23 protein-coding genes and 1 tRNA gene are annotated in these 22404 nt (G+C 53.3%); 14 read left to right on the forward strand and 10 right to left on the reverse strand.

Translation table 11 applies throughout. The features are described 5' to 3' along the window. Positions 1 to 5: 5 nt before the first annotated feature. A complete protein-coding gene (gene ruvB, locus AAB391_03125; GenBank protein ID MEK7645283.1) occupies positions 6 to 1064 on the reverse strand; it encodes a Holliday junction branch migration DNA helicase RuvB in 1059 nt (352 codons plus the stop codon). Between the two features lie 513 nt (positions 1065 to 1577). Further along, positions 1578 to 3275: a GspE/PulE family protein gene (locus AAB391_03130; protein MEK7645284.1), complete on the reverse strand. Its 1698-nt coding sequence runs from the start codon at positions 3273 to 3275 to the stop codon at positions 1578 to 1580. 159 nt (positions 3276 to 3434) lie between these two features. On the opposite strand from AAB391_03130, the gene AAB391_03135 reads away from it, so the two are divergent. From AAB391_03135 to AAB391_03150, 4 genes are all read left to right on the forward strand, one after another. Further along, positions 3435 to 3983: a hypothetical protein gene (locus tag AAB391_03135; GenBank protein MEK7645285.1), complete on the forward strand. Its 549-nt coding sequence runs from the start codon at positions 3435 to 3437 to the stop codon at positions 3981 to 3983. A gap of 88 nt (positions 3984 to 4071) precedes the next feature. Continuing rightward, on the forward strand, positions 4072 to 4539 hold the full coding sequence (gene tsaE, locus AAB391_03140) for a tRNA (adenosine(37)-N6)-threonylcarbamoyltransferase complex ATPase subunit type 1 TsaE (GenBank protein ID MEK7645286.1): 468 nt from the start codon (positions 4072 to 4074) through the stop codon (positions 4537 to 4539). 29 nt (positions 4540 to 4568) lie between these two features. Continuing rightward, positions 4569 to 7022 carry a DNA polymerase gene (locus AAB391_03145; protein ID MEK7645287.1) on the forward strand — a complete coding sequence of 818 codons (2454 nt, stop codon included), beginning with the start codon at positions 4569 to 4571 and terminating at the stop codon, positions 7020 to 7022. A gap of 32 nt (positions 7023 to 7054) precedes the next feature. After that, positions 7055 to 7849 (forward strand): hypothetical protein, encoded by a 795-nt coding sequence (locus AAB391_03150; GenBank protein MEK7645288.1) that lies wholly within the window; start codon positions 7055 to 7057, stop codon positions 7847 to 7849. Between the two features lie 72 nt (positions 7850 to 7921). On the opposite strand, the gene AAB391_03155 is transcribed toward AAB391_03150, so the two are convergent. The 3 genes from AAB391_03155 to AAB391_03165 form a co-directional block, all read right to left on the reverse strand. Further along, positions 7922 to 8977, reverse strand: a complete 1056-nt coding sequence (locus AAB391_03155; protein ID MEK7645289.1) for a hypothetical protein — start codon at positions 8975 to 8977, stop codon at positions 7922 to 7924. Positions 8978 to 9113: 136 nt separating this feature from the next. Further along, positions 9114 to 9956 (reverse strand): 2OG-Fe(II) oxygenase family protein, encoded by an 843-nt coding sequence (locus tag AAB391_03160; protein ID MEK7645290.1) that lies wholly within the window; start codon positions 9954 to 9956, stop codon positions 9114 to 9116. Between the two features lie 54 nt (positions 9957 to 10010). Continuing rightward, entirely contained in the window at positions 10011 to 10727 is a 717-nt protein-coding gene (locus AAB391_03165) for an NUDIX hydrolase (GenBank protein ID MEK7645291.1), read from the reverse strand. A gap of 663 nt (positions 10728 to 11390) precedes the next feature. Between AAB391_03165 and AAB391_03170 the strand changes: the two genes are divergently transcribed. Further along, positions 11391 to 12050, forward strand: coding sequence for a peptidoglycan-binding domain-containing protein (locus AAB391_03170; protein ID MEK7645292.1), 660 nt, complete (start codon positions 11391 to 11393; stop codon positions 12048 to 12050). Between the two features lie 93 nt (positions 12051 to 12143). Here AAB391_03170 and AAB391_03175 read toward each other — a convergent pair whose 3' ends face one another. After that, on the reverse strand, positions 12144 to 12425 hold the full coding sequence (locus AAB391_03175) for a hypothetical protein (protein ID MEK7645293.1): 282 nt from the start codon (positions 12423 to 12425) through the stop codon (positions 12144 to 12146). A 111-nt stretch (positions 12426 to 12536) separates the two neighbouring features. Here AAB391_03175 and AAB391_03180 point away from each other — a divergent pair, with 111 nt between their 5' ends. Both AAB391_03180 and AAB391_03185 read left to right on the forward strand, forming a co-directional pair. Continuing rightward, on the forward strand, positions 12537 to 12806 hold the full coding sequence (locus AAB391_03180) for a type II toxin-antitoxin system RelB/DinJ family antitoxin (protein MEK7645294.1): 270 nt from the start codon (positions 12537 to 12539) through the stop codon (positions 12804 to 12806). Positions 12807 to 12821: 15 nt separating this feature from the next. Continuing rightward, a complete protein-coding gene (locus tag AAB391_03185) occupies positions 12822 to 13073 on the forward strand; it encodes a type II toxin-antitoxin system mRNA interferase toxin, RelE/StbE family (protein MEK7645295.1) in 252 nt (83 codons plus the stop codon). 170 nt (positions 13074 to 13243) lie between these two features. Here AAB391_03185 and AAB391_03190 read toward each other — a convergent pair. Further along, positions 13244 to 13316: transfer RNA gene (locus AAB391_03190), tRNA-Lys, on the reverse strand. Positions 13317 to 13462: 146 nt separating this feature from the next. Between AAB391_03190 and AAB391_03195 the strand changes: the two genes are divergently transcribed. After that, complete coding sequence (locus AAB391_03195; protein MEK7645296.1) at positions 13463 to 13996, forward strand: TrmH family RNA methyltransferase; 534 nt, start codon at positions 13463 to 13465, stop codon at positions 13994 to 13996. Between the two features lie 12 nt (positions 13997 to 14008). Here AAB391_03195 and AAB391_03200 read toward each other — a convergent pair whose 3' ends face one another. Further along, the gene (locus AAB391_03200; GenBank protein MEK7645297.1) at positions 14009 to 14989 is read right to left on the reverse strand and encodes a hypothetical protein; all 981 of its coding nucleotides are present in this window, start codon (positions 14987 to 14989) and stop codon (positions 14009 to 14011) included. A 248-nt stretch (positions 14990 to 15237) separates the two neighbouring features. Here AAB391_03200 and AAB391_03205 point away from each other — a divergent pair, with 248 nt between their 5' ends. Beyond that, positions 15238 to 15978 (forward strand): hypothetical protein, encoded by a 741-nt coding sequence (locus AAB391_03205; GenBank protein MEK7645298.1) that lies wholly within the window; start codon positions 15238 to 15240, stop codon positions 15976 to 15978. A 93-nt stretch (positions 15979 to 16071) separates the two neighbouring features. On the opposite strand, the gene mutM is transcribed toward AAB391_03205, so the two are convergent. Continuing rightward, positions 16072 to 17034: a DNA-formamidopyrimidine glycosylase gene (gene mutM, locus AAB391_03210; GenBank protein MEK7645299.1), complete on the reverse strand. Its 963-nt coding sequence runs from the start codon at positions 17032 to 17034 to the stop codon at positions 16072 to 16074. A gap of 14 nt (positions 17035 to 17048) precedes the next feature. After that, positions 17049 to 17633, reverse strand: a complete 585-nt coding sequence (ruvA, locus tag AAB391_03215; GenBank protein ID MEK7645300.1) for a Holliday junction branch migration protein RuvA — start codon at positions 17631 to 17633, stop codon at positions 17049 to 17051. 63 nt (positions 17634 to 17696) lie between these two features. Here ruvA and AAB391_03220 point away from each other — a divergent pair, with 63 nt between their 5' ends. The 5 genes from AAB391_03220 (at position 17697) to AAB391_03240 (ending at position 22305) form a co-directional block, all read left to right on the forward strand. Further along, entirely contained in the window at positions 17697 to 18113 is a 417-nt protein-coding gene (locus AAB391_03220; GenBank protein ID MEK7645301.1) for a cytochrome b5-like heme/steroid binding domain-containing protein, read from the forward strand. 12 nt (positions 18114 to 18125) lie between these two features. Continuing rightward, positions 18126 to 18545 (forward strand): DoxX family membrane protein, encoded by a 420-nt coding sequence (locus AAB391_03225; GenBank protein MEK7645302.1) that lies wholly within the window; start codon positions 18126 to 18128, stop codon positions 18543 to 18545. A 14-nt stretch (positions 18546 to 18559) separates the two neighbouring features. Continuing rightward, entirely contained in the window at positions 18560 to 19864 is a 1305-nt protein-coding gene (locus tag AAB391_03230; GenBank protein MEK7645303.1) for an NAD(P)/FAD-dependent oxidoreductase, read from the forward strand. A 110-nt stretch (positions 19865 to 19974) separates the two neighbouring features. Next, positions 19975 to 20634: a sigma-70 family RNA polymerase sigma factor gene (locus tag AAB391_03235; GenBank protein ID MEK7645304.1), complete on the forward strand. Its 660-nt coding sequence runs from the start codon at positions 19975 to 19977 to the stop codon at positions 20632 to 20634. Positions 20635 to 20892: 258 nt separating this feature from the next. Further along, complete coding sequence (locus AAB391_03240; protein ID MEK7645305.1) at positions 20893 to 22305, forward strand: DEAD/DEAH box helicase; 1413 nt, start codon at positions 20893 to 20895, stop codon at positions 22303 to 22305. Positions 22306 to 22404 lie beyond the last annotated feature (99 nt).

Genomic DNA, 22404 nt, shown 5'->3' on the forward strand with positions numbered 1-22404 from the left:
AGACGTTACAGAAACTTTCCCGAAGCTTTCAATCCAAGGTGTTCGTGCGCCTTGCCGGTGGCGATGCGGCCGCGCGGGGTGCGTTCGAGGAAACCGAGCTGGAGTAAGTATGGTTCGTGTACCTCTTCGATGGTCGCTTCTTCCTCGGAGAGCGCGGCCGCCAGAGTGTTTAGGCCTACAGGGCCGCCACTGAATTTTTCGATAAGAGTTGTAAGTACGGCACGGTCTGAAGGCAACAGGCCAATGTGGTCGACGCCAAGGAGGTCGAGCGCTTTCTTCACAACGTCGGCATCGAGCTTGCCTTTTTTCACTTGGGCAAAGTCGCGGCAGCGCTTGAGCAGATAGTTGGCAGTACGCGGCGTGAAGCGGCTGCGCTTGGCGATCTCGGCAATCGCGGCAGTTTCAATCTCCACCCCGAGAATCTTCGCTGAACGCTTCACGATCTCTTCGATCTCGGGTTGGGAATAAAATTCGAGACGGAAGGTGCCGCCACTGAAGCGTGAACGAAGCGGCGAGGACAGCATGGCAATGCGCGTGGTAGCGGCGATCAAAGTAAACGCGGGCAGCTCAAGCTGAATAGTGCGCGCCGAAGGTCCTTTGCCAATGATGATGTCTAGCGAGCCCGACTCCATGGCAGGGTAAAGGATCTCTTCAATGGAGCGGTTCAGACGATGTATCTCATCGACAAACAAAATGTCACCAGCCGAAAGATTGGTTAAAATCGAGGCCAAGTCGCCGACTTTCTCGATCGCCGGGCCGGAGGTCACCTTCATCTGTGCGTTCATTTCTTTGGAAATGAGATGGGCGAGAGTGGTTTTGCCGAGACCTGGTGGGCCGTAGAAGAGAATGTGTTCAGGTGGATGGTTGCGTTCGCGTGCGGCAGTGAGCAGGATACTGAGGTTCTCCTTGATATTTTTCTGGCCAATATAATCATCCCACTGCGACGGGCGCAGTGTTTGATCGAGGAAATTCTCGTCGGCAGGTGCACCACCAACATCGGTTCCTACTGAAGGCACCTTTCCGGCACCTTTTTGCAGGTCTTTTTTTGAATCGCTCTGCGACATGCGCCCATTATACTCCTTTTCGTGAGGCGACAGCCCTTTACTTTTAGCCGAACTTTGGTACTGTTACAGGCCGCGTTGGTCAGGAGGGTCTCGCGAAGAGGGCAGGAGGTGACTTGACATTTAGCTTAAATAATGCTAAGATAGTCAATGAATCGGTCAGAAGTCGAGCGTATCGACAAATCAATTTGAAAGAGAAAGGAACGAAAAACGGCCATAATAGGCCATTTTTTCACGCATTTCCAGCATAGTAATCTCTAAGCAATACACCTGCAAGGGTTTAGTAGTTTCTCAACAAGGACGTCCTGGCTTCGGCTGTGAGTATCCTTAGTCGCTTAACTTGGCTTTTAGTCTAGTATTAAAAGCATTGCTTAGAGATTACTGCGCTCGAACCTCTTTTTAAGACGCCCTTCGGGGCATTTTGTCTTTTTCTGCCACCATCTTATCGTACCGATACATTCCTGCAACTTCCGTTTCAGAAAAAACGTGTTGCGGTTTTTGTTCTGACGAATTTTTCTAGAATTCGTCGAAGAGGTCAATCACACGACTCAGTTCATCGAGGGAAGTGACACCACGGAGCATTTTCAACACGCCATCTTGACGCATGTCGAGGATACCTTGAGCGAGCGCGGCCTTTTTGATCTCGCGCTCGCTCGGATTGCCGATCACCGCTTGTTCTATTGCTTCGCTGCGCAGGATAGCTTCATAGATACCGATTCGGCCCTTGTATCCGGTCAGATTGCATTTATCACAGCCGACAGGGAGCCATTGTTTCGTGGCGTCGACAGATTCTTTTGTCAGGGCATCTCGATATGACGGATCGGCAATCGCGGCGAGGGTCTTGGCTACGAGCGCAGCATTTTCCGGATCTAGTGGCGCTTGTTTTTTGCACGATGGACACAATACGCGTACAAGTCGCTGTGCCAGAGCGATATTCACGGCCGAGGTAAGCGTCTTTGGATTTACACCGAGGTCGATGAGGCGGGGGAAGGTGCCAGCAGCGCTATTGGTGTGCAGTGTGGAGAATACAAGGTGGCCAGTCTGTGCGGAGTTGATCGCAATTTGCGCGGTTTCATTGTCGCGAATTTCACCCACCATGATCACATCAGGGTCCTGTCGCAAAGCAGCGCGCAATCCGTTCAAAAAATCATACCCTTTTTCCGACTCGACCTGCGTCTGCACGATGCCAGGCAGATGATATTCGATCGGGTCTTCGATGGTGATAATCTTGATCTCCGGCTTGCTCACTTTCCTCAAAAAGGCATATAGCGTCGTGGTTTTTCCAGATCCGGTCGGGCCAGTGGTGAGGATCATGCCCTCTGGTCGGTCGATCTCTTTCTGCAACACCGCGAAGAGCTTCGGGTCGATGCCCATGTCTTCGAGCGGCACCGCAATATTTTTTGGATTCAAAATACGCATTACGATAGACTCGCTGTACGAGCCGGGCAGGATTGATACGCGGATTTCGATCTCACTTTCGTTGAGCTTCACGCTGAGACGACCGTCTTGCGCGTCGGTTTTGATATTGAGCTTCATGCCCGACAACAGCTTTACGCGAGAGAGGAGGAGGTGGTATGTCTCATGATCGAGAGAGAGTACATTGTGGAGTACGCCATCGAGACGCAAGCGCAGACGCACAGCATTTTCTTCCGGCTCGAGGTGGACGTCGGAAGCGCCGGTGGCCAATGCACCAGCAAGGATGATTTCGAAGATTTTCGAGATACGGAAACCTTTATTTTGAGATAAAATGTCCGCGACCATCTTCTTCACGTCCTCGACCGTCTGCACTTTGGCGAGCATTTCCGCGATCTCCTCACTCGACACCTCGAGCGAACCAGCCTTGGTCTCCGAAGCGAAGGAAAGATCCTTGTACATCTCCCAAGCACGAGTGAGACTGTTGATCGATGCCATCGCCTGCGACACTTTGTATCCTTTCTGCTCAAGCTCGCCAATCAAAGCGATGGTCGCATCATTTTTTGGCGAGAGTACGGCGATCTCGAGGCGCTTGTCGACGCGGTTGTATGCCACACATTTCGCCGCACGCGCTTTTGATTCTTCGATTACACGCAGCGCATCGCTATTGATGGGGATCTGCGAGAAATTCACATAGAGCAAGCCATAGCGTGCGGCGAGCATCTGGGCCAGCTCCTCTTCCTCGGTGGAGTAGAGGTCCTTGATCTTCTTATTTTGCTTGTCTTCGTCAAACTGGATCATCCCACCAGTATACCTGTGTCCGAGCCTGAAATCGAGGGAAAATAGGGGATTTCCAGCCGGATTATTGACTTTTTGATACTAAGTGTGGTATAATACACTCAGGTCAGAACACTGACATTGTCGCGAATCCGTATGGATCCGACGCAACCTAGTCACTTTATGAAAACCAACACTCGGTCGGTTCGGTCGTTCCTGCCGCTTTTGGTCGCAGGACTCTCTCTGCTCCTCGGGGTCGGCTGTGCTGGCCTTCGCCAGGAGCGGTTCTACAGCCTCACACAGGCGGCCGATGGGAAGTTCTACGATCCTACCGGCGAACAGCGTTTCCCGTCGGCAGCGACGGTGAGGGTGGAAAACACTCTGGAAAAGGGGACAATCGAGGTTTTCGTTCGCGAAGACAAAAACGTCGTCCTTATTCCACCGAAAAGTTTCAGGACTGTCCATGTGCAGCTCGACTACTACCAGCAGGGGTATGTCGCCGTGCTCTTTGCCCGGATTCTTGACGACAACACGCCAGGAAGGACTCTCGCTAAGCGGGCGTTCATATTTCAAAACGCCCGCCACAACGACCGAGTCTACGGGCAGGACTTTGGACCGGTGATCCCAGAGACGAAAGTCTGGATCGTCAAGCGGGAAGAATTCATTCTCCCGCCACCTCAGCCACCTGCCCAAGTTCGCAGTAGCGGATTCGGTCTCGGATGGTTTCGTTGATGTCGGCTACGGTCGTACATCATCTCAGCCGGACACTCGCAACGCAACATGTTTGCGCGAGTGTCCGGCTTTTACTATACTTGGCGAAATGAACCCTTCCCCCAATACTCCCGCCGCTCTCTTTGTGAGCAAAGCACTCAGCGATACAGCAGAGTTCGCTAAGCAGATCGTTTTGAGCCTCCAACCCCATTCGACGACTGCGACCATCCTCGCTCTCTCCGGCGACCTCGGCTCCGGGAAGACGGCTTTTGTAAAAGCTCTCGCCTCGGCGCTCGGGATCAAAGAAACCATTACCAGCCCAACGTTTGTCATTGAGCAGATTTACACACTGCCGAAAGGTGCAATTTTCGACCGCCTCATCCACATCGACGCCTACCGCCTCGAAAAGTCGAGTGAGCTTGAGCGGCTTGGTTGGGCAGAGATTGCGACGAATCCACGAAATCTCATTTGCCTCGAGTGGCCGGAAAATGTTGTTGGCCTGTCTCATTTTGACAACGCCCGCGAGCTAAAATTCCACTTCATTGACGAAAACACCAGGGAGATTTCCTTTTCATAACGCCGCGCCCGAAGTGATACAATAGCCTCATGAAAAAGGGCTCCGACGAACCGAGCAAAAAGCGAGTATCCACCGTGCCAAAGCGCCTCGTGCTACTCGATGTACATGCGATCTTGCATCGGGCATACCACGCGTTGCCAGAATTTGCCTCAAGCAAAGGTGAGCCGACCGGCGCGTTGTATGGCCTCTGCACCATGATCATCAAAATAGTGGGCGAGCTGCACCCCGACTACATCGCCGCTTGCTACGACCTTCCGGGCCCGACGTATCGCCACGAGGCATACAAAGACTACAAAGCTGGACGCTCAAAGACCGACGAAGCCCTCGTCGCGCAGATCATTCGTTCGAAAGATATTTTCACAGCGTTCAATATTCCAGTGTACGAAATGGCGGGCTTTGAGGCCGACGACATGCTCGGTACCATTGTGGAGCAGGTGCTCACGCGCAAAGACCTCGCCAACTTTGATGTGGTGATCGCTTCCGGCGACATGGACACGCTCCAGCTTGTGAAGGGCGACCGCGTGCAGGTGTACACGTTGAAAAAGGGGATTAAAGACACTGTGATATACGACGAAGCTGGCGTGAAAGAGCGCTTCAGCTTTGGTCCTGAACTGTTGCCCGACTACAAAGGTCTGCGCGGCGATCCGTCCGACAATATCATTGGTATCAAAGGTATTGGCGAAAAAACCGCCACGATTTTGATCCAAAAATTCGGCTCGATCGAGAGCATGTACAAGGCGCTAAAGAAAGACCCCGATGCTTTCGAGGGTGTGGTGACCCCGCGCATGGCCGAATTGCTCAAGCAAGGCGAAGAGGAGGCGAATTTTTCGAAGATGCTCGCCTCGATTCGCCGCGACGCACCGGTGACCTATACGATCCCGGAAAAGGGGTGGAAAGAGGGGATCGAAACTCAGGCCATCCTCGACCTGTTCAGTGCTTTGGAATTCCGTGCTCTTGGTTCGCGTGTGAAGGAGGCGTTTTCGTTGCAGGGAAGCTTGCTCGATCTCGCTCCGACGGTTGGCCCAAATGGCGAAGAAAAAAATGAAGGCTCTGCGGCAGAATCGGCCCAAAATATCGACCCAGCCCAACTCAAAGAAACCTCCATCGCGCTGTATCTCGTGAATTCCAACCTCAGCAACCCCGGCCTCGAGGAGATCTTGCAATTTGCGAAGACCCGCGATTTTGCGAAGGCACGGACGATCATTCTCGACGAATTGAGAAAGCGTGGCGGCGAAAAGGTGTTGCGCGATATCGAAATGCCGATCGTGCCCGTCGTCGAAAAAATGGAACAGCTCGGCGTGAAGGTCGACAAAACGTATCTGAAAGAGCTGTCGGTGCGATATCACAAGGAGCTCAACAAGCTCGAAAAATCTATTTGGGAAATGTCGGGCGGCGAGGAGTTCAATATCAATTCACCGAAGCAGCTTGGCGAGATCCTGTTTGTGAAGATGGGCCTGGTCGGCAAGAATATGAAGAAGACTGAAGGCGGCGTGCCGTCTACTCGCGAGTCGGAGCTCGAAAAGTTGCGCGAATTGCACCCGATCATCAGCAAGATCCTCGAGTATCGCGAATTTCAGAAGCTTCTCTCCACCTACATCGACAACATTCCCGGTATGCTCGACGACAACAGCCGCTTGCACGCCACTTTTTTGCAGGCAGGTGCGGCGACAGGACGCATGTCTTCGAATAGTCCGAACCTGCAGAATATTCCGATCAAGACCGAGCTCGGTCGCAATATTCGCAAGGCTTTTGTCGCTGAAAAAGGTTTTGCGTTGCTTGACCTGGACTATTCTCAGATCGAATTGCGCATCGCCGCGTTTTTGTCGGGCGACGAAAAGCTGAAAGGCATTTTCAAGCGGGGAGAGGACGTCCATACCGCCGTGGCCGCGCAGGTGTTCAAGGTGCCGCTCGAAAAGGTCGACAAAGAAATGCGCCGTCGTGCCAAAGTGATCAACTTCGGTATTTTGTATGGCATGGGCATCAACGCGCTGCGCACCAACCTCGGCACCGACCGCAAAGAAGCACAGGCATTTCACGATGCGTATTTTGAGACGTTTAGCGAGCTCGCGAAGTATATTGATGCGACGAAAGCGGCGGCGGCACGACAAGGGTACGTAGAGACGTTCTTTGGCCGCCGCCGCAACTTCGAAGGCATCAAATCGCCTATCCCATACATCCGCGCCGCCGCCGAGCGCATGGCGGTGAACGCGCCGATGCAAGGCACCCAGGCCGACCTGATCAAGCTCGCCATGGGGAAGATCGACGCCTATTTGAACGAAAAAGGCCTCGCCGACGACGTCCGCCTCATCCTTCAGGTGCATGACGAGCTCGTGTATGAAGTGCGCGAATCGATTGCGAAGAAGGTCGGCGCAGAGATCCGTACTCTCATGGAGGGCGTCATCACCCAGAAAGAAACCGACGGTGTGCCGATCTGCGCCAACGCCTCCATCGGTCCAAATTGGGGCGAAGTTGAGCTTTTGTAAGCGAGCGACACCCAGCCTGCGATTTATTTATCATGATCTACCTTCTTCACGGCGAAGACACCGAAAAGGCTCGCACCAAAGCGCACGAGTTGGTGGATTCGCTGCGCGCGAAAAAACCGGACGCCTCTTTTTTCAAAATAGAAGCAGCGCAATTTTCCGCAGAAAAGCTTGATGAGCTGATCAATTCGCAAGGGCTTTTTGAAAGCAAATACATCGTTCTACTTGATCGCGTCTTCGAAAACAAAGAAGCGAAGGAGCAGCTAATCGGCTCGCGCAAAGAGCTCGCAGAATCGCCACACATTTTCATTCTGCTGGAGGGCAAGGTCGACAAGGCTGCACTCACCAAACTCGAGAAGGTTGCTGCGAAGGCGCAGGTGTTTGAGGTAGGTGGCGCCGGTGGTTCGAGCGGTGGTTTTGGCGGTGGGGCTGGAGGCAAGGGCCGCCAATTCGCCGTGGGGGAGACCGGCGGACAGTTTTCAATCAGCGAATTCAACATTTTCTCGCTCGGTGACGCATTCGGCCGCCGCGACAAAAAAGAACTGTGGTTTTTGTTTAGCAAGGCAGCACTGCGCAACATTCCAGCCGAAGAGATCCACGGCATTTTGTTCTGGGCTTGGAAATCCATGGCCCTGGCCGCCGCCTCGAAAGATGCCGCCGAAGCCGGCATTAACCCCTACGTCTTCCAAAAAAGCTCGGGCTTTGCCAAGAATTTCAGCGCCAACGAGCTCGCCACCATGGGCGCACGCCTCGTCCGAATGTCTCACGACGCGCACCGCGGCAAGACCGATTTTGATATCGAGCTGGAGCGGTTTGTGTTGGGGGTGTAAAATGCGCACAAAAAGTTGCAAAAACATCCAGTCTCTCCTCAGAGAGACTGGATGTTGGCGAAGAAGCTGAGCTTACTTGACGGCGATTTCTCCAGTCATCGCATTGACGGGCCAGGCCAGCCGTTTGATCACTGTGTCCATGAGACGTTTTCCGGTTGGATTGAACAGATTCCAGATATTCTCCGGGTCCAAGTTTCTTTTCACAAAGCGGTGAATACGGTCGCTTGCGGCGATTCGCAAACTTAGCCGGTATGCTCCCGCTGAGAGCAAACCGCTGGCAAGCCCGTTCGCAAGCGCGATGAGGAGCACTGTCTGCTCGCCCATTTTACCCTTGGTGAGCAATGCGGTTGTCGAAGTGACAAGCAACGTTACCAGTGCCCCCATCCAATGGGCTTCTTTCCCCGACATCCTTGCGATAAGCAGAGGGAGCCGAGTGAGTGCTTGACCGATGGTGGCTACCATCGACAGGACTGGTGTAAGCACGAAGCTAACCAGCCAAATGACCCCGAAAGTGCTCAGTGCCAAGGTAAAAATGGTGCCCACGTAGGTGACTATGAAGGTCTTGGTTGCCACAAACAGCAGCACGCTTCGTGACCACAGCCGACCGAGCTTGCTTTTTTCGGTGTCCAAACTAATCCCTATAATGAAGCCTAGGGAGGCGGCAAGAATAGCCATGATCCAGAGCCCGAGAATCAGCAAGGACATATCTTGGTCGGGTTGATGCAGGCGGTGATATGTTGAGATAAGGACAAATCCAACCCAAGCCAACCCGATGATCCAGTCAGTGGTCCGCAAACGATTTTCTGTTGACTGTCGAAGCCACCGACAAGAGCGGGGCAGGAGAGATAAGACGCGGCCGAGTCCGTCGCCAAGTCGCCTCCAGTTGTTTGGGCCGCGTTGGTTCAGATCGCTGAGCCAGGCCGCCGCTCGGGGCCATGTGTTGCTGACCTTGCTGGGCGCAGTCCGTGGTTCGTGCAATTTCTTCCAGATCTCGGGGGCCCAGAAGCCGATGATGAAGCCGAGGAGACAGGCCGCGAACATCGGCCAGAAGCCAGCGAAGTGAAAGGCGAGGATGCCAGTCGCGCCACCAGCGAAGCCACCGACGAAGTGTCTGAGGGTGAGGTTCATAAGCGTGTGAGTTGCTGCAGTTTGTGTCAAACAGGGCGGGGAATCGGCAACGAGCCGACTCTTTTAGGTGAATTCCCGTCCAGTGCTATTTGCTAGCAAAGTACACTAAATCAAGGATAGTGTCAAGGTGGCGCCGCTACCTCCTAAACAACCCTTCAAAGTCCTCCTTCGGCATCTCGTAATTAAACCCTGGCGCTTTCTCCTGCAATCGCCCGCAGCGTTCTTTGTCATATTTCGGCGTCTTCTTCAATTGCACAAAACACACGGCTGAATACCGGCCCTCCTTTGCGGTCTGCGCGGTGGCGACCACCCGATGGCAGGTGGCTTTCAGCTGTCCGCTGGAGCGTAGCTGCATTTGCATCGAGGGGATGATCACGGTTTCGTCAGCCGAAACAGGCATGTCGATCCATTGCTTCTCGCGAGTGAGGCACTGCAACCCCGCCGCGCTCTCGTACAAGTGGGGAGTGAAGCCGCTTTGATCCGCGTGGGCACTGGCGATCTCTTCGCCGACGGTCCGATCGCCAAAATAATGAATAAAGCGGATGAAATACGCATCCTCGCCCTGCTCGACCTCCTTTGTGAAATCTGGTAGAGCAAAAGCCTCTTCCGCCTGTCGCGCAAATTCCACGATGAGCGGCTTGGTCAGCGCCACTAGCGCCGAAGCGTCTTCGATGAAGCACAGGGCGACGGCGTTCTTCACCTTGCCGGCGTTTTCCGTGAGCCAGCGCTTGCTGCCGGTAGTGACATCGAAATTTTCCTTGTGATCTGCCTTGTTTCCAACACCGTCTTTCAATTCGTATCCAACTCCATCAGCATTGTTGCTGTAGGGGAGACCGCGCTTCACTTCGGTCGGCAACGCACAGAACTCTTGCCACGAAGCGACAGCTTTTTCGACCGCCGCGCGCAGCTGCGGCGGGTACTTCATTGATACAAAACCGGTTGTAGCTAGATTTTCGATGTCTTTGATTGGATGTTTCATGTCCAAAGTATACAAAGCCGCGAAAAACAAAAAAGCGAGGGAGTCCTCGGTAATTTACATCTTCTCACCAACCTGCTCATCTTCCTCGTAGAAGAAGGGCAGTGAGTCGATTTTGCTGTTGCTGATCGCGACGAGCACCTTGGCGATGGCTTTGAGCGAGTCGAACTCTGCGGATTCATTTTGGATAGCTTGGTCGATTGGCACCCACATGTTTTTGCCGAATTCGGTGTCGATCAATTCGCCCGAGTGGCTGCTCGCATACGCGATGGGGAAGAAGACATCTGAAAACAACTCATCTTTCACATACAGCATGCGGCGCTGGATGCCGACGATCCTGAAGTCCGCGTCGAGTCCGGTTTCGGTTTTCAGTTTTCGCGCGGCTGCCTTTTCAACCGGCTCTGCTTTGCGCACGATGCCACCCATCACGCCGATTTTCCCAAAAGAGGGGTGGCTCTGGCGGAGCTGGTTGAGGATCTCAAGCTTGCCGTCTCGGACGCGCGACACAATGGTGATGACATTCACTTTGAACAGACTCGCAATCTTTTCTTGCTCGTCCACGAGGTGCGGATCGGCGACATGTTTGATGCCGCTCTGTGCGAGAGAGTATCCGTCATCGCTGCGCTCAACCAGGCCTTTTTTCACGAGGAATTGCAGGTGATAATTGAAGAGGTCGTTCGGGATCTTTTCTGGCGCGAGTTCGCTGTAGCGGAGGAGTTTCGCGTTTTTTAGCTTGGTGAGAATGTGGTTTTGGATGGGGGAGAGGGCGGGCATTGGAGTGTCGAGTAGAGCGTAGCACGGCAAAAAGGAAAAGAAAAATCGCAAAGAAAAAACCAGTTTCGACTTGCGTCTAACTGGTTGATGAATCGGGACGAGGTGATATCTACCCCATCACAGTCGGGGAGTACACCCCAAGCTGTTGTCCGGTTGGGACGGACTCCTATTTAGTTTCGCTGCATGAGAAATCTTTTTGAGATCCCCCAGTGACTAGCTAGGCGATGATGGAAGGTGCTTCGTTATGCGAGTGACACGCTTCGTGTCCCCTAATTACTCACGGTCTGTCTTGCTCCCGTGCGCACTTATCATTCCTCTCTGGGTCTATTTGTAAGGCAGTCCAACTCCGATATTGTCCGGGCGCATTGCTCGGGCGGCTCGGCTAGAACTGGCACAAACGCGATTCGTCTTTCAACTTGTCGCTTTACGACCCTTTCGTCGCTCCCTTGCGAGAGCTCACTTTCAATATCCTGCTCGACCGATTCAGTGACTAGCGTACTCCCAGAGGTAGGGGGTGTCAACTGTGTCGGCCGCGCCATCCCGGAAAGTCATTTTGTAATGTATTACGACGGACGGCGGCTTAGTAAGTGATCGAGACTAATACGCATCAATCACTCATATTTATACAATACCTTTATACAATAACAATTAATCACCATCTTTATGATCAACACAACCACACTTCGCAACGCCAACGTCTCCACTATCGGCATCTTCGTCGCAGCGCTTATTCTCACCGCTTCATTTGCAGCGGAGAAGGCGGATGCGGCTATCGTCAGCCAGCTCCAGCTTGGTTCAAGCGGTGCACAAGTCACCCAGCTCCAACAGTTTTTGGCGCTCAACACCAAGGTGTACCCAGCCGGTCTCGTCACTGGCTACTTCGGACCGATGACTCAGGCAGCGGTCTTGCAGTTCCAGGCCAACTATGACATTTCTCAGGTAGGACGAGTCGGACCTGCGACCATGGCACGCATGAACGCAGTGATGAATGCCGGTCAGGGCCTCGACATCGATGCACCATCGATCTCAAATCTCACCGTACAGACCAATAGCTTCAGCACCACTTTGAGCTTGAACAGCGACTCGAATGTTCGCGCGAAGGTTTTCTACAGCACACAACCCTTGCAGGTTCAGGAGGCTTCGTACAGCTTCACTGCTCCATCGGTCAGCGGACTTTCTGTAGAGTCCGGTGCATTTGGTACCTCACAGAGTATCTCTCTGACCAACTTGTCATCGAACACCATCTACTACTACCTCGTACAGGCGACCGATCTTTCGGGGAACGTTTCTGTCACCCGACAGAGCAGCTTCCAGACACGGTAGTCGAAAATAGTCGAAACGAAAAATACGCCAAATCGCAAAAACCACCGCATTCTCAGCGGTGGTTTTTGTACACGAAGCTTAGATAGAGACGTATCAACTTTTTGCAGCCATCTGAAGTTCTTTTTGAAGTTTGGAAAGTTCCTGGTCACTGCGCCCTTTTTCCTGCCTTAGTTTTAAGGTCTCAGATTCGAGTTTCCTGACATCTCCGTCGATTTTTCGGACCTCTCCTTCTAGTTTGGCAATCTCAGATTGTTTCTGTGTCAGACTAGCCTTGGCACCTCTAAGTTCGGTTTCTTTTTGTTGGAGTTCGGATACCCCCTTTTGAATTTGTCTTTGTAATTCCGAAATCGCCGCTGAAATGTTGCTACTGTTCATGCTGAGATGATTAGTATATTAATGGATTGAATTATATCACAAGCAGAAAGGGGAACGTGCGAGCGATTTTGTATGTTTGACATTCATAAACCAAAGTATATACTTTGGTTTATGAAGACCGTACTCAACCTGAAGGTCGATAAGGCGTTGAAAGTGCAGGCACAGAAAACCGCCGCGGATTTTGGTATTCCGCTCGGCACGCTGATGAATGCCTTTCTGCGGCAGTTTGTGCGGACGAAGGAAGTAAATCTCGATCTCACGTATCAGCCGACCAAGTATCTTGCGGACATCATTAAGGAATCGCGGGCGGAGTATGCCAGAGGAGAGGCGAACGGGCCTTTTACGGGAGATGAGTTTATTGAGCATCTGAAGAAGCTTTAGTTTCCAATGCGGTATTTGAGCTCAAAAAAATTTGATAAGCAGTTTTCAAAATTGCCAAAAGGGCTAAAGTTGAAGGCTGTCGAGCGCGTCACGATTTTTACAAAGGATCCTTTTGCTCCGATCCTAAACAATCATCAGCTGAATGGGGTGTGGGCGAATTGTCGGAGTATCAATATTACTGCGGATATTCGAGCCGTGTATGAGATGGTGGAAGAGGATGTTGCGTATTTCGTGGCGATCGGGTCGCATGCAGAGCTGTATCGGTAATCTACTGTGTGGTCACGGATAATTTCTTCGCCGTCGCTCAGAAATTTCTTCGAAGCCTCCCGGCATTCGCTACTGCTCACCTGCCTCGGCTGTTTTGCCTGGTGGCAAAACATGCCTCCGGCTCACACCTGTACGAAAAAATCCGGAGCAGTCCGGATTTTTTCGTCTTGTGCGCCCGGTTGGAATCGAACCAACGACCCTCTGCTTAAAAGGCAGGTGCTCTACCGACTGAGCTACGGGCGCAAGTGAGAAACAAAGATCGAGCTCGCTCGAGCTTTGGTTTCGAACGCAGCGCCCGTATGTACATGCGGGCGCATGGACATACGGCGCGTGAGTCAAAATATACCAGAAAACCTTGAAATGTCGAGGATTTGGCGTATAGTGGGGCGATGAAAACCAGTGCCGCTTCGCCGACAAAAACGCATCGAGACATCCGCGTGTTGCTGCACGATATTCGCAGCGTGCACAATGTCGGTTCAATGTTTCGCACCTCGGATGCCGCGGGAGTGTCGCACTTGTATCTTTCGGGGTATACGCCGACGCCGGTGGATCGTTTTAAACGTCCCCGCAAAGACTTGGCGAAGGTAGCACTCGGGGCAGAGAAAAATATCTCGTGGACGGCGCTCGTGCAAGGCGAGACTCCGACCGCACTCATCAAGCAGCTCAAGAAAGACGGATTTACGGTGATCGCAGTGGAGCAAGATGCTCGCGCGGTGGACTACAAGGTTGTCGCAGCTGATCTGGCCATCACCAACAAAAATGCAAAATTGCTGCTCATCTTCGGCAATGAAGTCGACGGCGTTTCAAAAAACATTTTGGCGCTATGCGACAGTGTGGCCGAGATTCCGATGGCGGGGAAGAAGGAGTCACTCAATGTGGCGGTGTCGTTTGGTATCGCGCTGTTTCGATTGCTTGGAATTTAGGTGCAGCTGGATTTAGTACGACACCTGGTCCACGACTTTGCCGTCGGCATCGAGGAGTTGGATGATCTCGCGCTGGGTTTTCCAAAGCGGCTCGGTGCGGTTCAAAAAGACTCGCCACTCTTTCGAGAAGAAGTCGGTGTCGGGTTGGTGGAGACTGACGCAGGAGTTGTATGTGGCGTGATCCGCGATCCACACTTGGCATTCATGAGAGAGATACTCCGGCAAATTTTTGATCTGATTGCCACAGGTCGGCCATCGATTGATATAGTCGAGACACTTGTCGTTGAGCGCGTTTGGTGCGAGCGGCATTTTTTCGTCTCGAAGCAGTGGACAATACTCGCTGATGCTTGGGTTGAAGGTTTGGAATTGATTGAAATGCCCCATGCATTTGTTGATGAGGAAGGAGTTGCCGATCGGGGAACGCGCGGTGGAGACGATGGCTTTGTCGCCCGGTCGGAGACTGATTTCATCTTCGCCTTTCACTGCAGTCGAGGCGTATGAAGAGGGGAGGAGCACTGCCTTGCCGATCGATGCCTGGTGGCCGCTCTTCGTGCTGCGGAGCATCCAGCCAGTGATATTTACTGATTCGGTGGAGATGAACGAGCTAGTTTTTCGATAGTCGATGGTGATGTGTTCCTGCTTCACGTCAGTACTCGCGGCGCCGGAAGGGCGATTAATACGGATCACTTTGAAAAGTCGCGATTTGTTTTCAATGTCTTTGTACTGTTCATCGCTACTGTACGGGTTGGTTTGGGCAGTCACAATACCAGATGGGGTGAGCTTCGTGCCGCCGTTCGCACCCCCGCCCGATCCTTCATTTGTCTGATTGGTGTTCGAGATGACTTTTCCGGAGCTGTCGGTGACAGTGACATTCGTCCGCTGTTCGAGCGCTTTTTCTTTGCCGCCGTTGAAGAACCAGACCACTCCGAGCAAGAGCAGAATGCCGACAAATTGCATGAAATCTTTGACCGCGTCGTGTTCAAGAATAGACATGGGGAAAGTATAGCAAAATCTGCCGAAAAAGGGCTATTTGCAAGGGGGAAATGGGGGCAAGCGCAGGATATTGACAAATGTGGGTATAAGGTGGTATAATACTAGCAGTGATACCTTGTCGATATCGCTAGCATATTCTTAGCCCTTTATTGGGCAGCCCTTGTTGGCCGGAAGCCGCAAGTAAGCTGGGGCACGTACGCCCTCTCGAATGTGATAAAAACTCGGCAAAGAAGTGGTTGTTTGACAGTATGAAAATTCAAAGTCAGAACTCGTGCGGATTCCAAGGCCGCACCACCCGCCAACTCGTCGCCACCGGGGAGATTCCCAAGTGGGTCATCGACCGGTTGGTCTCCGTCGGCTACGAGGACCCTCGCAAGGAGTATCGGCTGATGACCATCGTCAATGCCGTCTGCTTGCTCATCGTGTTGTGCTGCACTGCGTTGGTCGCCTTCGTGCTCAATACGGCGAGAAACACAATGGGTAATGTGGGCATTGCTGACCTGATCGCGCCCATGGTTGTCATTATCTTCTACTCCGCTATCGCGGCCGGTTGCTTCCTCATGAGGGGCCTGCTCGAAGATCGCATGCTTGAGAAGACGAAACGTTTCGATCAGGTGATCGAACGCCTCATCCGCTCGCCGCGCCCGCAGTTCACGCCGGCGGACTTGGTCACTAAACGTGAACTCTACGTATCGGTGGAGAATGCGTTGGTCAATCTCGCTGCTTGCAAGACCGTCTTCTTGGAGCATGAAAGGAAGGTTCCTGGCAGTGCGCGAATACTGTCCAACTTTGCCAACGAGGACCTCGGCAAGCTCCTCGATGTTGGCAAAGAGCTCGGTGTGGTTGATCCTAATTACACCTATGTTCGGTTCTTCCAACGGGCAGAAATCTGCTGCGTAGACAAAGTTCGTGAGAAATTCGTCAAGATGCTCGCTGGACTGAAGCCAAACGAACAGCCACCGCTCTTCTGGTATCCCGACAGCAACTAACAAGGCACCGACGATCGCCTAGAAGGTCGCTCGACATTTTCCCCCGCCAGCGCTTGCGCTGGCGGGGGATTTTCATTACAAAATCTACCGATCTTACCTGAACAGTTTTTGATGTGTATCGCAGAAATGCGCGCCGCGGCCACCCATGGCTAGGCGGCGAATCGTACCTTTGCAACCGCGGCGCTCACAGGGTTTGCTGGTGTTGCGATATGCGTGATGGTGGTAATGAAATGCACCGCGCTCACCCATGGGGTTGCGATAGTCAGAAGTAGAGTCGCCGCCGAAGCTAATACCTTTCTTGAGAATTTCTTTAGACTTTCTGTATATTTCCTTCATCTTTGCCAGTGGCACTTTGCTCACGGTGCTCGCAGGGTGAACACTCGCGGCCCACAGGATCTCGTCGGAATAAATGTTGCCGATGCCGGCGAGCACGGCTGGATCCATCAGCACGAGTTTGATCTTGCCCGTTAGCCGAGTGAGGAGGCGTTCGTGGAAGAGATGGAAGATGAAGGTGGAGTCGAGCGGTTCGGGACCGATATCAGAGAGATGCTCGCTTTCATGCGCGCTGGCCGTCGGTACGACGGTGACTTTCGCAAACTTTCGGACATCGGCCAGCGCGAGATGCGTTCCATCTGCAAACGAAATCATCATATGCACGAAACGGCTAAAAGGATCTTTCAGAGCTTCAGGCGAGAGGGCTTCCCACGACACTTTTTTGCCAGTGCCGATTTGTCTGTATTTCCCATACAGCAAATGCCCAGTCATCTTCATGTGTACGATGATGGTGTGTCTTTCGACACCTCGGCTGCCGGTTTTCTTTCCCGCACCGCCGCCTTCGATATTGATTAGTACATTTTTCCCGCGACGGTGCGTCTTGGTGATGCGCGCACCAATCAAAGTCTTGCGGAAAGTCGCGAAAAACTCCGGATTTTTGATATTGTCCTTGCCGGCGTAGTGGGGGCTATTGTAGTCGGTCCAAACATCAGCGATCGTCCGTCCGACGACGAGCTTGCCGAGCATGGTGGCCGTAGTATGTACCTCGGGGAGTTCGGGCATGCGTCAACGATACGCTATTTGCCGAGCAATTTCAAAGCCGCCTTGAGTTTGTCACTCGTCGAGCCACTCGCCGCCACCTTTTTGTCGATCTTCTTCAAAGCCTCGCGAGATTCGCGCTCCGAATAGCCAAGACTCTTGAGTGCCTCCACGGCATCGGATTCATCTTGATACACATCGTTCTTGAAACGTTCGTCGGAAAACTTGTCCTTCAATTCCATCACGATCTTCTCGGCATTCTTCTTGCCAATGCCGGAGATCTTCGTCAAATGTCCCGGCTCTCCCGTAGCAATGGCGCCTCGAAGGGTAGAGACAGAGGCGAGAGCGAGGATGCCGATAGCGGTCTTTGGGCCGATGCCGTTGACGCTAATAAGGTGTTCAAAAAGCTCGAGAGCCTCGCGATCCAAAAAGCCATACAAATCCAAAGCGTCATCGCGCACGGCCAAATAGGTGCACAGACGCACCTTGTCGTCTACCCCCACGCTGGCGAGCTTGTCGAGGGTCTCAGGGGTGACGCGCACCTTGTAGCCGACGCCGCCAGCCATCACCACCATATATTGGTCGTTGCGCCACGAAATGACACCTTCCAATTCTGCGATCATGAAATATAGTATAGCACTTTGAGGTATAATAGAGCGTAATCATCAAATAACGCAGCATATCCAATGACCCAAAAACCCATTTCAATCATTATTTTCCTTGTCGTCGCCGGCGTAATCATCTTCGCTGTCCTTGGTTTGAGAAAGGCTCCAAGCACGGCGCCTATTTCGACCCAAACCCAAGCCACCACCTCTGCTGCTGGTACCTCGTCATCGACTCCGGCCTCCATCGCCGTGGGCGAGGGGTTGCCGGTATACACATTTGCTGATGTCGCGAAGCACGGGTCTCCAAAGGATTGCTGGACGACCGTGAACGGCAACGTGTACGACCTCACGCCCTTTGTCGGCAAGCATCCTGGCGGCGAAGATATTTTAAAGGTCTGCGGTATCGACGGTACGAAGCTCTTCACAGATCAACATGGCGGCCAGGCGAAGCAAGAAAACCAATTGGCCGGCTTGGAGATCGGCGTGTTGGCGAAATAATCGACACGTAACATGAAATTCTCAATCAATTTACTTCCGCAATACGCGCCGACCGTGTTGCGCGTCGGTATTTCGCTGGTCTTTCTGTGGTTCGCCTTTCAGCAATTGACCAATACCGATGCGTGGACCGGCTTCGTACCAGATCTCGCCGTCTCGCTTTCCGGCTTGTCTGCCGAGACTCTTGTGTTGTTCAACGGCGTCTTCGAAGCGGTGTTTGGTCTCGCGCTACTCGTCGGCTTCTATACTCGCCTCGCTGCCGCGCTACTTTCGCTCCATCTATTTCACCTAGTGTTCGTCGTCGGCTACAGTGCTATCGGCGTGCGTGACTTTGGCCTGGCGGTCGCGACTCTCTCCATTGCTTTGGCTGAGGTGGATCGTTGGACGCTCGAGGCCTTTCTGATGCGCCGCGCGGCCGCAGGGGCGGTTCAATAATCACTCATTTGTCTATGGAACAACGCATTCGCATCGTGATAGTGGGCAACGGCTTCGGTGGGGTATACACCGCGCGACATTTGCAGTCGCTCGTGGAACGCGGATTGGCCGAGATCACGATCATCGGGCGAGCGAATCATTTTTTGTTCACGCCGCTGTTGCATGAGGTGGCTACGGGAGGCTTGAGCCCGACGAGCGTAGTGGAGCCGTTGCACGAAGTGTTCCGCCATTCGAATATCCGCTGTTTGGAAATGGAGGTGGGGAAGGTGGACCTCGCTGAGCAGGCCGTGATCGGTGCCTGTCGCGGCACGCCGGAGCGTGTCTCGTACGACTATCTCGTGATCGCTTCGGGTGCTGAGACGAATGCATATGGCATCAAAGGCGTGGCTGAGCATGCGTATGCCCTGAAGACGCTGGCGGATGCAGTGGCGATCAGAAATCGCATTATTCAGGCGGTGGAGGAGGCGTCGGCGACGACAGATGTGGTGAAGCGAAAGTCACTCCTCTCTTTTGCGGTGGTGGGTGCCGGTCCGACTGGAGTCGAGCTCGTCTCCGAAATGATCGAATTCCTCGAAGAATTGGTTGGCGACTATTATTCCAAAAATCTCTCACTTGCCGACATTTCAGTGTCGCTCATCAGCTCCGGTCCGGACATTATCACGCAGTTTGTGCCAACGTTGCGGAAAAAGGCGCTCGATATTTTGACCGCCAAAAAAGTGACGGTACTTTTGAATATGGCTGTCTGTGAAGTGACTGAGCAAGGCGTGCTCGCAAAATGCGGCACGACTGAGCCGAGCATGCTCTCTGCTGGCACCGTGGTGTGGGTGGCAGGGGTGAAGGGTACGCCAGTGTCGCTGGTGGAGAGGTCCGGTGTTGCTCCGGTCGTGGTACATCCTTCAGGTCGATTGGTCGTGAGCGAGCAATTGCAATTGCCCGGGTACGAACAGGTCTTTGCGCTTGGTGACTCTGCCACGCATCTCGCTTCGCTAGACGGCCGGCCGCTCCCAATGCTCGCTCAGGTAGCCGAGCAGGAGGCCGAGGTGGTCGCGGCCAATATAAAATCCCTCATCGAATCTCGCATCTCCGGCCGCCCCGCCTCACTTTTCCCATACAAACTCACACTGAAAGGCATGCTCCTTTCGCTGGGGCAGTGGCAAGCTGTTGGCGACATCTACGGCTTCCACCTCTCCGGCCCGCTCATGTGGTGGCTGTGGCGCACCGCGTATCTCTCGAAATTTTTGTCCTGGCGCAAGCGCTGCAAGATTGTCTTCGAGTGGACGATCAACCTTTTTTCGCCGCGGGATATTACGAGGGTGTAGGGGCAGCTTGAGAGAGGTGACTTTTGCACCACCCTGTGCTAAAAATGAAGGAGTTTTTGACATCAACCATCAACCGTCGCGCAAGCGACTAACGGAAAGGTAAAGTCGGTATGATCTCCACAACAAACATCTCGGGTTTCTCGTCGCTCCGCTCTGTGTTCGATCGCGCCACCCCCGAACATCATCAGACGTTGGCGAGGATGGAGTCTTTCATCGTCAGTGTGGCAGATGGAGCGTATTCGCAGGCAGGCAGTGCGGTAGAGCAAACCTTTGATGAGGGCGACTTTCACTCACTGGCCCGCATGGCTGCTTTCAAGGCTATCGTCGAATACCGTTCGGGTGGGGCAAGTCTGCCAAACCATGTCTCGGCTACGATCCAGCACCATCTCCAGGATGAAATCCGTCGTCTGAACCATTCGCGCCGCTTGTTCCAGGCGAGAATAATTCCATTCAATGCGCCCATCGACCCGACTGGGTATGATGAGGAAACCACACTGATTGACGTGTTTCCTGACACCGCCACGCTTTCGCCTTCGCTTCGCGCAGAGCTGGTTGATGTGTTCGAGATTCTTCGCGCCGCGCTCGACACGCTGGAAGATCGGATCCGGCAGATCTTCGAACTCCGCTTCCTCGAGGATTGGCCGGTCACGGAGATCGCCAGACGCTTCGGTGTGAGCGGGTCGAAGATTTACGAGCTCATCGAGAAGGGAATCGAGGCTCTCCAGGGGCTCATCCCATTTTCTTTCCGTGGCGTTTCAAGTGCCCAATGAGAATCCCGAACGGGGGATCTGCAGTTTCAAGAAACCGGCTCAACAGAGGGCCGGTTTTCCTTTTTCATTGACTTTTCCTCGATAATTTGCTATTATACAGGTACAATTTCATCTCTCGGTTTTGTCCTTATATCTCAACATATATTGTTACAGCGCTCGGAGACGGTTGCCAGCAAGGGTATTTAGCGGCATCAGCGCCCAAACGCGCACCCAGCCCTGCTATCGGTTGTAACAATAACGCAGTAATCATCTATATTTATGGAACATTCTTCACATGCCCCAAAAGCAGGCGGTTTTCGTACCAGCAGCCATGTCGCGCAGCCAGCGTCTCGCGCAGGCGGCTCTAGTGCACGATCTGGCGGCTTCTCACGAGGCGGCGCAGGACGTTCGTCCGGCGGTTTTTCTCGTGGTGGCTCATCTTCCGGTGGTCGCTCATATGGCGGCGGCTCATCTTCTGGCTCCCGCTTTAGCAGCTCACACAGCGGTCGCGGCGGGCATCGTGGCACCCGATCAGGTGGCGGCTTTAGCCATCGCGGTGGTGGACGTAGCCAACACATCGATATTTCTCGTTTCATCAACAAAGCCGTAGTCACTGAAGAGAAAGCAGTATTCGTACCAGAACATCAGTTCGTGGACTTTGCTGTCGACGCGCGACTCAAGGCGAACATTGTCTCAAAGGGATACAAGCTCCCAACCCCAATTCAGGATCGCGTCATTCCATATATTTTGAAGGGAAGTGACGTCGTGGGTATTGCGAACACCGGTACCGGCAAGACCGCAGCCTTCCTCATTCCACTCATCAACAAAGCGCTCCTTGCAGGCGAGCCAAAGTCCAAGGCACACCCAAAGACCCTCATCATGGTGCCCACCCGCGAGCTCGCGCAACAGATCGAAGGCGAGATCCACGGCTTCCTCAAGGGCCTCAAGCTGTATTCCGTATGCTGTGTTGGAGGTTCCCCAATGGGCCGACAGATCTCTTCGCTCCGATACCACAACGACTTTGTCATCGGTACTCCGGGCCGATTGAAGGACCTCATCGAACAGAAATACATCAACCTCGCAGAATTCCACACCGTGGTGCTCGACGAGGCCGACCGTATGTTGGACATGGGTTTCATCGCTGACATGCGTTGGATGATGGCTCGTATGCCAAAGCCTCGACACACCCTTTTCTTCTCCGCGACCTTGTCGAAGGAGATCGAAGGCTTGATCAAAGAATTTTTGCATGAACCGGTGATGGTTTCTGTGAAGACACAGGAGACCGCAAAAAATATCGACCAGGATATTATCCGCATCCAACATGGCATGACCAAGATCGACGTACTTCACGACCTCCTCAACAAAGCGGAGTTCAAAAAGGTGCTCATCTTCGGCAAGACCAAGCATGGTGTGGAGAAGCTCTCGCACGTGCTTGTGGAGCGTGGCTTCAAGAGCGATTCTATCCACGGCAACAAGAGCCAGTCTCAGCGACAGCGCGCGTTGGCGGGCTTCAAGGCGGGTGCCGTCCAGGTGCTCACTGCCACCGACGTGGCTGCTCGAGGCTTGGACATTGTCGGCGTCACTCACGTGATCAACTTCGACATCCCCGCCACCTACGACGACTACGTGCACCGCATCGGTCGTACCGGCCGCGGTGGCAACACCGGCAAGGCATTGACGTTTGTGGAGTAGGCGTATTTTTTGCGGAATGCTCAAAGGCCCCGATCGAATATCGGGGTTTTTGTTTGGCTCCGCGCTTTTGACACCCGCCCCGAATTTTGCTTCAATAGG

The organism is Patescibacteria group bacterium (assembly GCA_038065315.1).
Taxonomy (GTDB): Bacteria; Patescibacteriota; Minisyncoccia; order Phycocordibacterales; family JBBTRF01; genus JBBTRF01.

Bases quoted from the DNA above. Each gene is read 5' to 3' on its own strand.
- ruvB (MEK7645283.1), bottom strand. From the start codon at position 1,064: ATGTCGCAGAGCGATTCAAAAAAAGACCTGCAAAAAGGTGCCGGAAAG.
- AAB391_03130 (MEK7645284.1), bottom strand. From the start codon at position 3,275: ATGATCCAGTTTGACGAAGACAAGCAAAATAAGAAGATCAAGGACCTC.
- AAB391_03135 (MEK7645285.1), top strand. From the start codon at position 3,435: ATGAAAACCAACACTCGGTCGGTTCGGTCGTTCCTGCCGCTTTTGGTC.
- tsaE (MEK7645286.1), top strand. From the start codon at position 4,072: ATGAACCCTTCCCCCAATACTCCCGCCGCTCTCTTTGTGAGCAAAGCA.
- AAB391_03145 (MEK7645287.1), top strand. From the start codon at position 4,569: ATGAAAAAGGGCTCCGACGAACCGAGCAAAAAGCGAGTATCCACCGTG.
- AAB391_03150 (MEK7645288.1), top strand. From the start codon at position 7,055: ATGATCTACCTTCTTCACGGCGAAGACACCGAAAAGGCTCGCACCAAA.
- AAB391_03155 (MEK7645289.1), bottom strand. From the start codon at position 8,977: ATGAACCTCACCCTCAGACACTTCGTCGGTGGCTTCGCTGGTGGCGCG.
- AAB391_03160 (MEK7645290.1), bottom strand. From the start codon at position 9,956: ATGAAACATCCAATCAAAGACATCGAAAATCTAGCTACAACCGGTTTT.
- AAB391_03165 (MEK7645291.1), bottom strand. From the start codon at position 10,727: ATGCCCGCCCTCTCCCCCATCCAAAACCACATTCTCACCAAGCTAAAA.
- AAB391_03170 (MEK7645292.1), top strand. From the start codon at position 11,391: ATGATCAACACAACCACACTTCGCAACGCCAACGTCTCCACTATCGGC.
- AAB391_03175 (MEK7645293.1), bottom strand. From the start codon at position 12,425: ATGAACAGTAGCAACATTTCAGCGGCGATTTCGGAATTACAAAGACAA.
- AAB391_03180 (MEK7645294.1), top strand. From the start codon at position 12,537: ATGAAGACCGTACTCAACCTGAAGGTCGATAAGGCGTTGAAAGTGCAG.
- AAB391_03195 (MEK7645296.1), top strand. From the start codon at position 13,463: ATGAAAACCAGTGCCGCTTCGCCGACAAAAACGCATCGAGACATCCGC.
- AAB391_03200 (MEK7645297.1), bottom strand. From the start codon at position 14,989: ATGTCTATTCTTGAACACGACGCGGTCAAAGATTTCATGCAATTTGTC.
- AAB391_03205 (MEK7645298.1), top strand. From the start codon at position 15,238: ATGAAAATTCAAAGTCAGAACTCGTGCGGATTCCAAGGCCGCACCACC.
- mutM (MEK7645299.1), bottom strand. From the start codon at position 17,034: ATGCCCGAACTCCCCGAGGTACATACTACGGCCACCATGCTCGGCAAG.
- ruvA (MEK7645300.1), bottom strand. From the start codon at position 17,633: ATGATCGCAGAATTGGAAGGTGTCATTTCGTGGCGCAACGACCAATAT.
- AAB391_03220 (MEK7645301.1), top strand. From the start codon at position 17,697: ATGACCCAAAAACCCATTTCAATCATTATTTTCCTTGTCGTCGCCGGC.
- AAB391_03225 (MEK7645302.1), top strand. From the start codon at position 18,126: ATGAAATTCTCAATCAATTTACTTCCGCAATACGCGCCGACCGTGTTG.
- AAB391_03230 (MEK7645303.1), top strand. From the start codon at position 18,560: ATGGAACAACGCATTCGCATCGTGATAGTGGGCAACGGCTTCGGTGGG.
- AAB391_03235 (MEK7645304.1), top strand. From the start codon at position 19,975: ATGATCTCCACAACAAACATCTCGGGTTTCTCGTCGCTCCGCTCTGTG.
- AAB391_03240 (MEK7645305.1), top strand. From the start codon at position 20,893: ATGGAACATTCTTCACATGCCCCAAAAGCAGGCGGTTTTCGTACCAGC.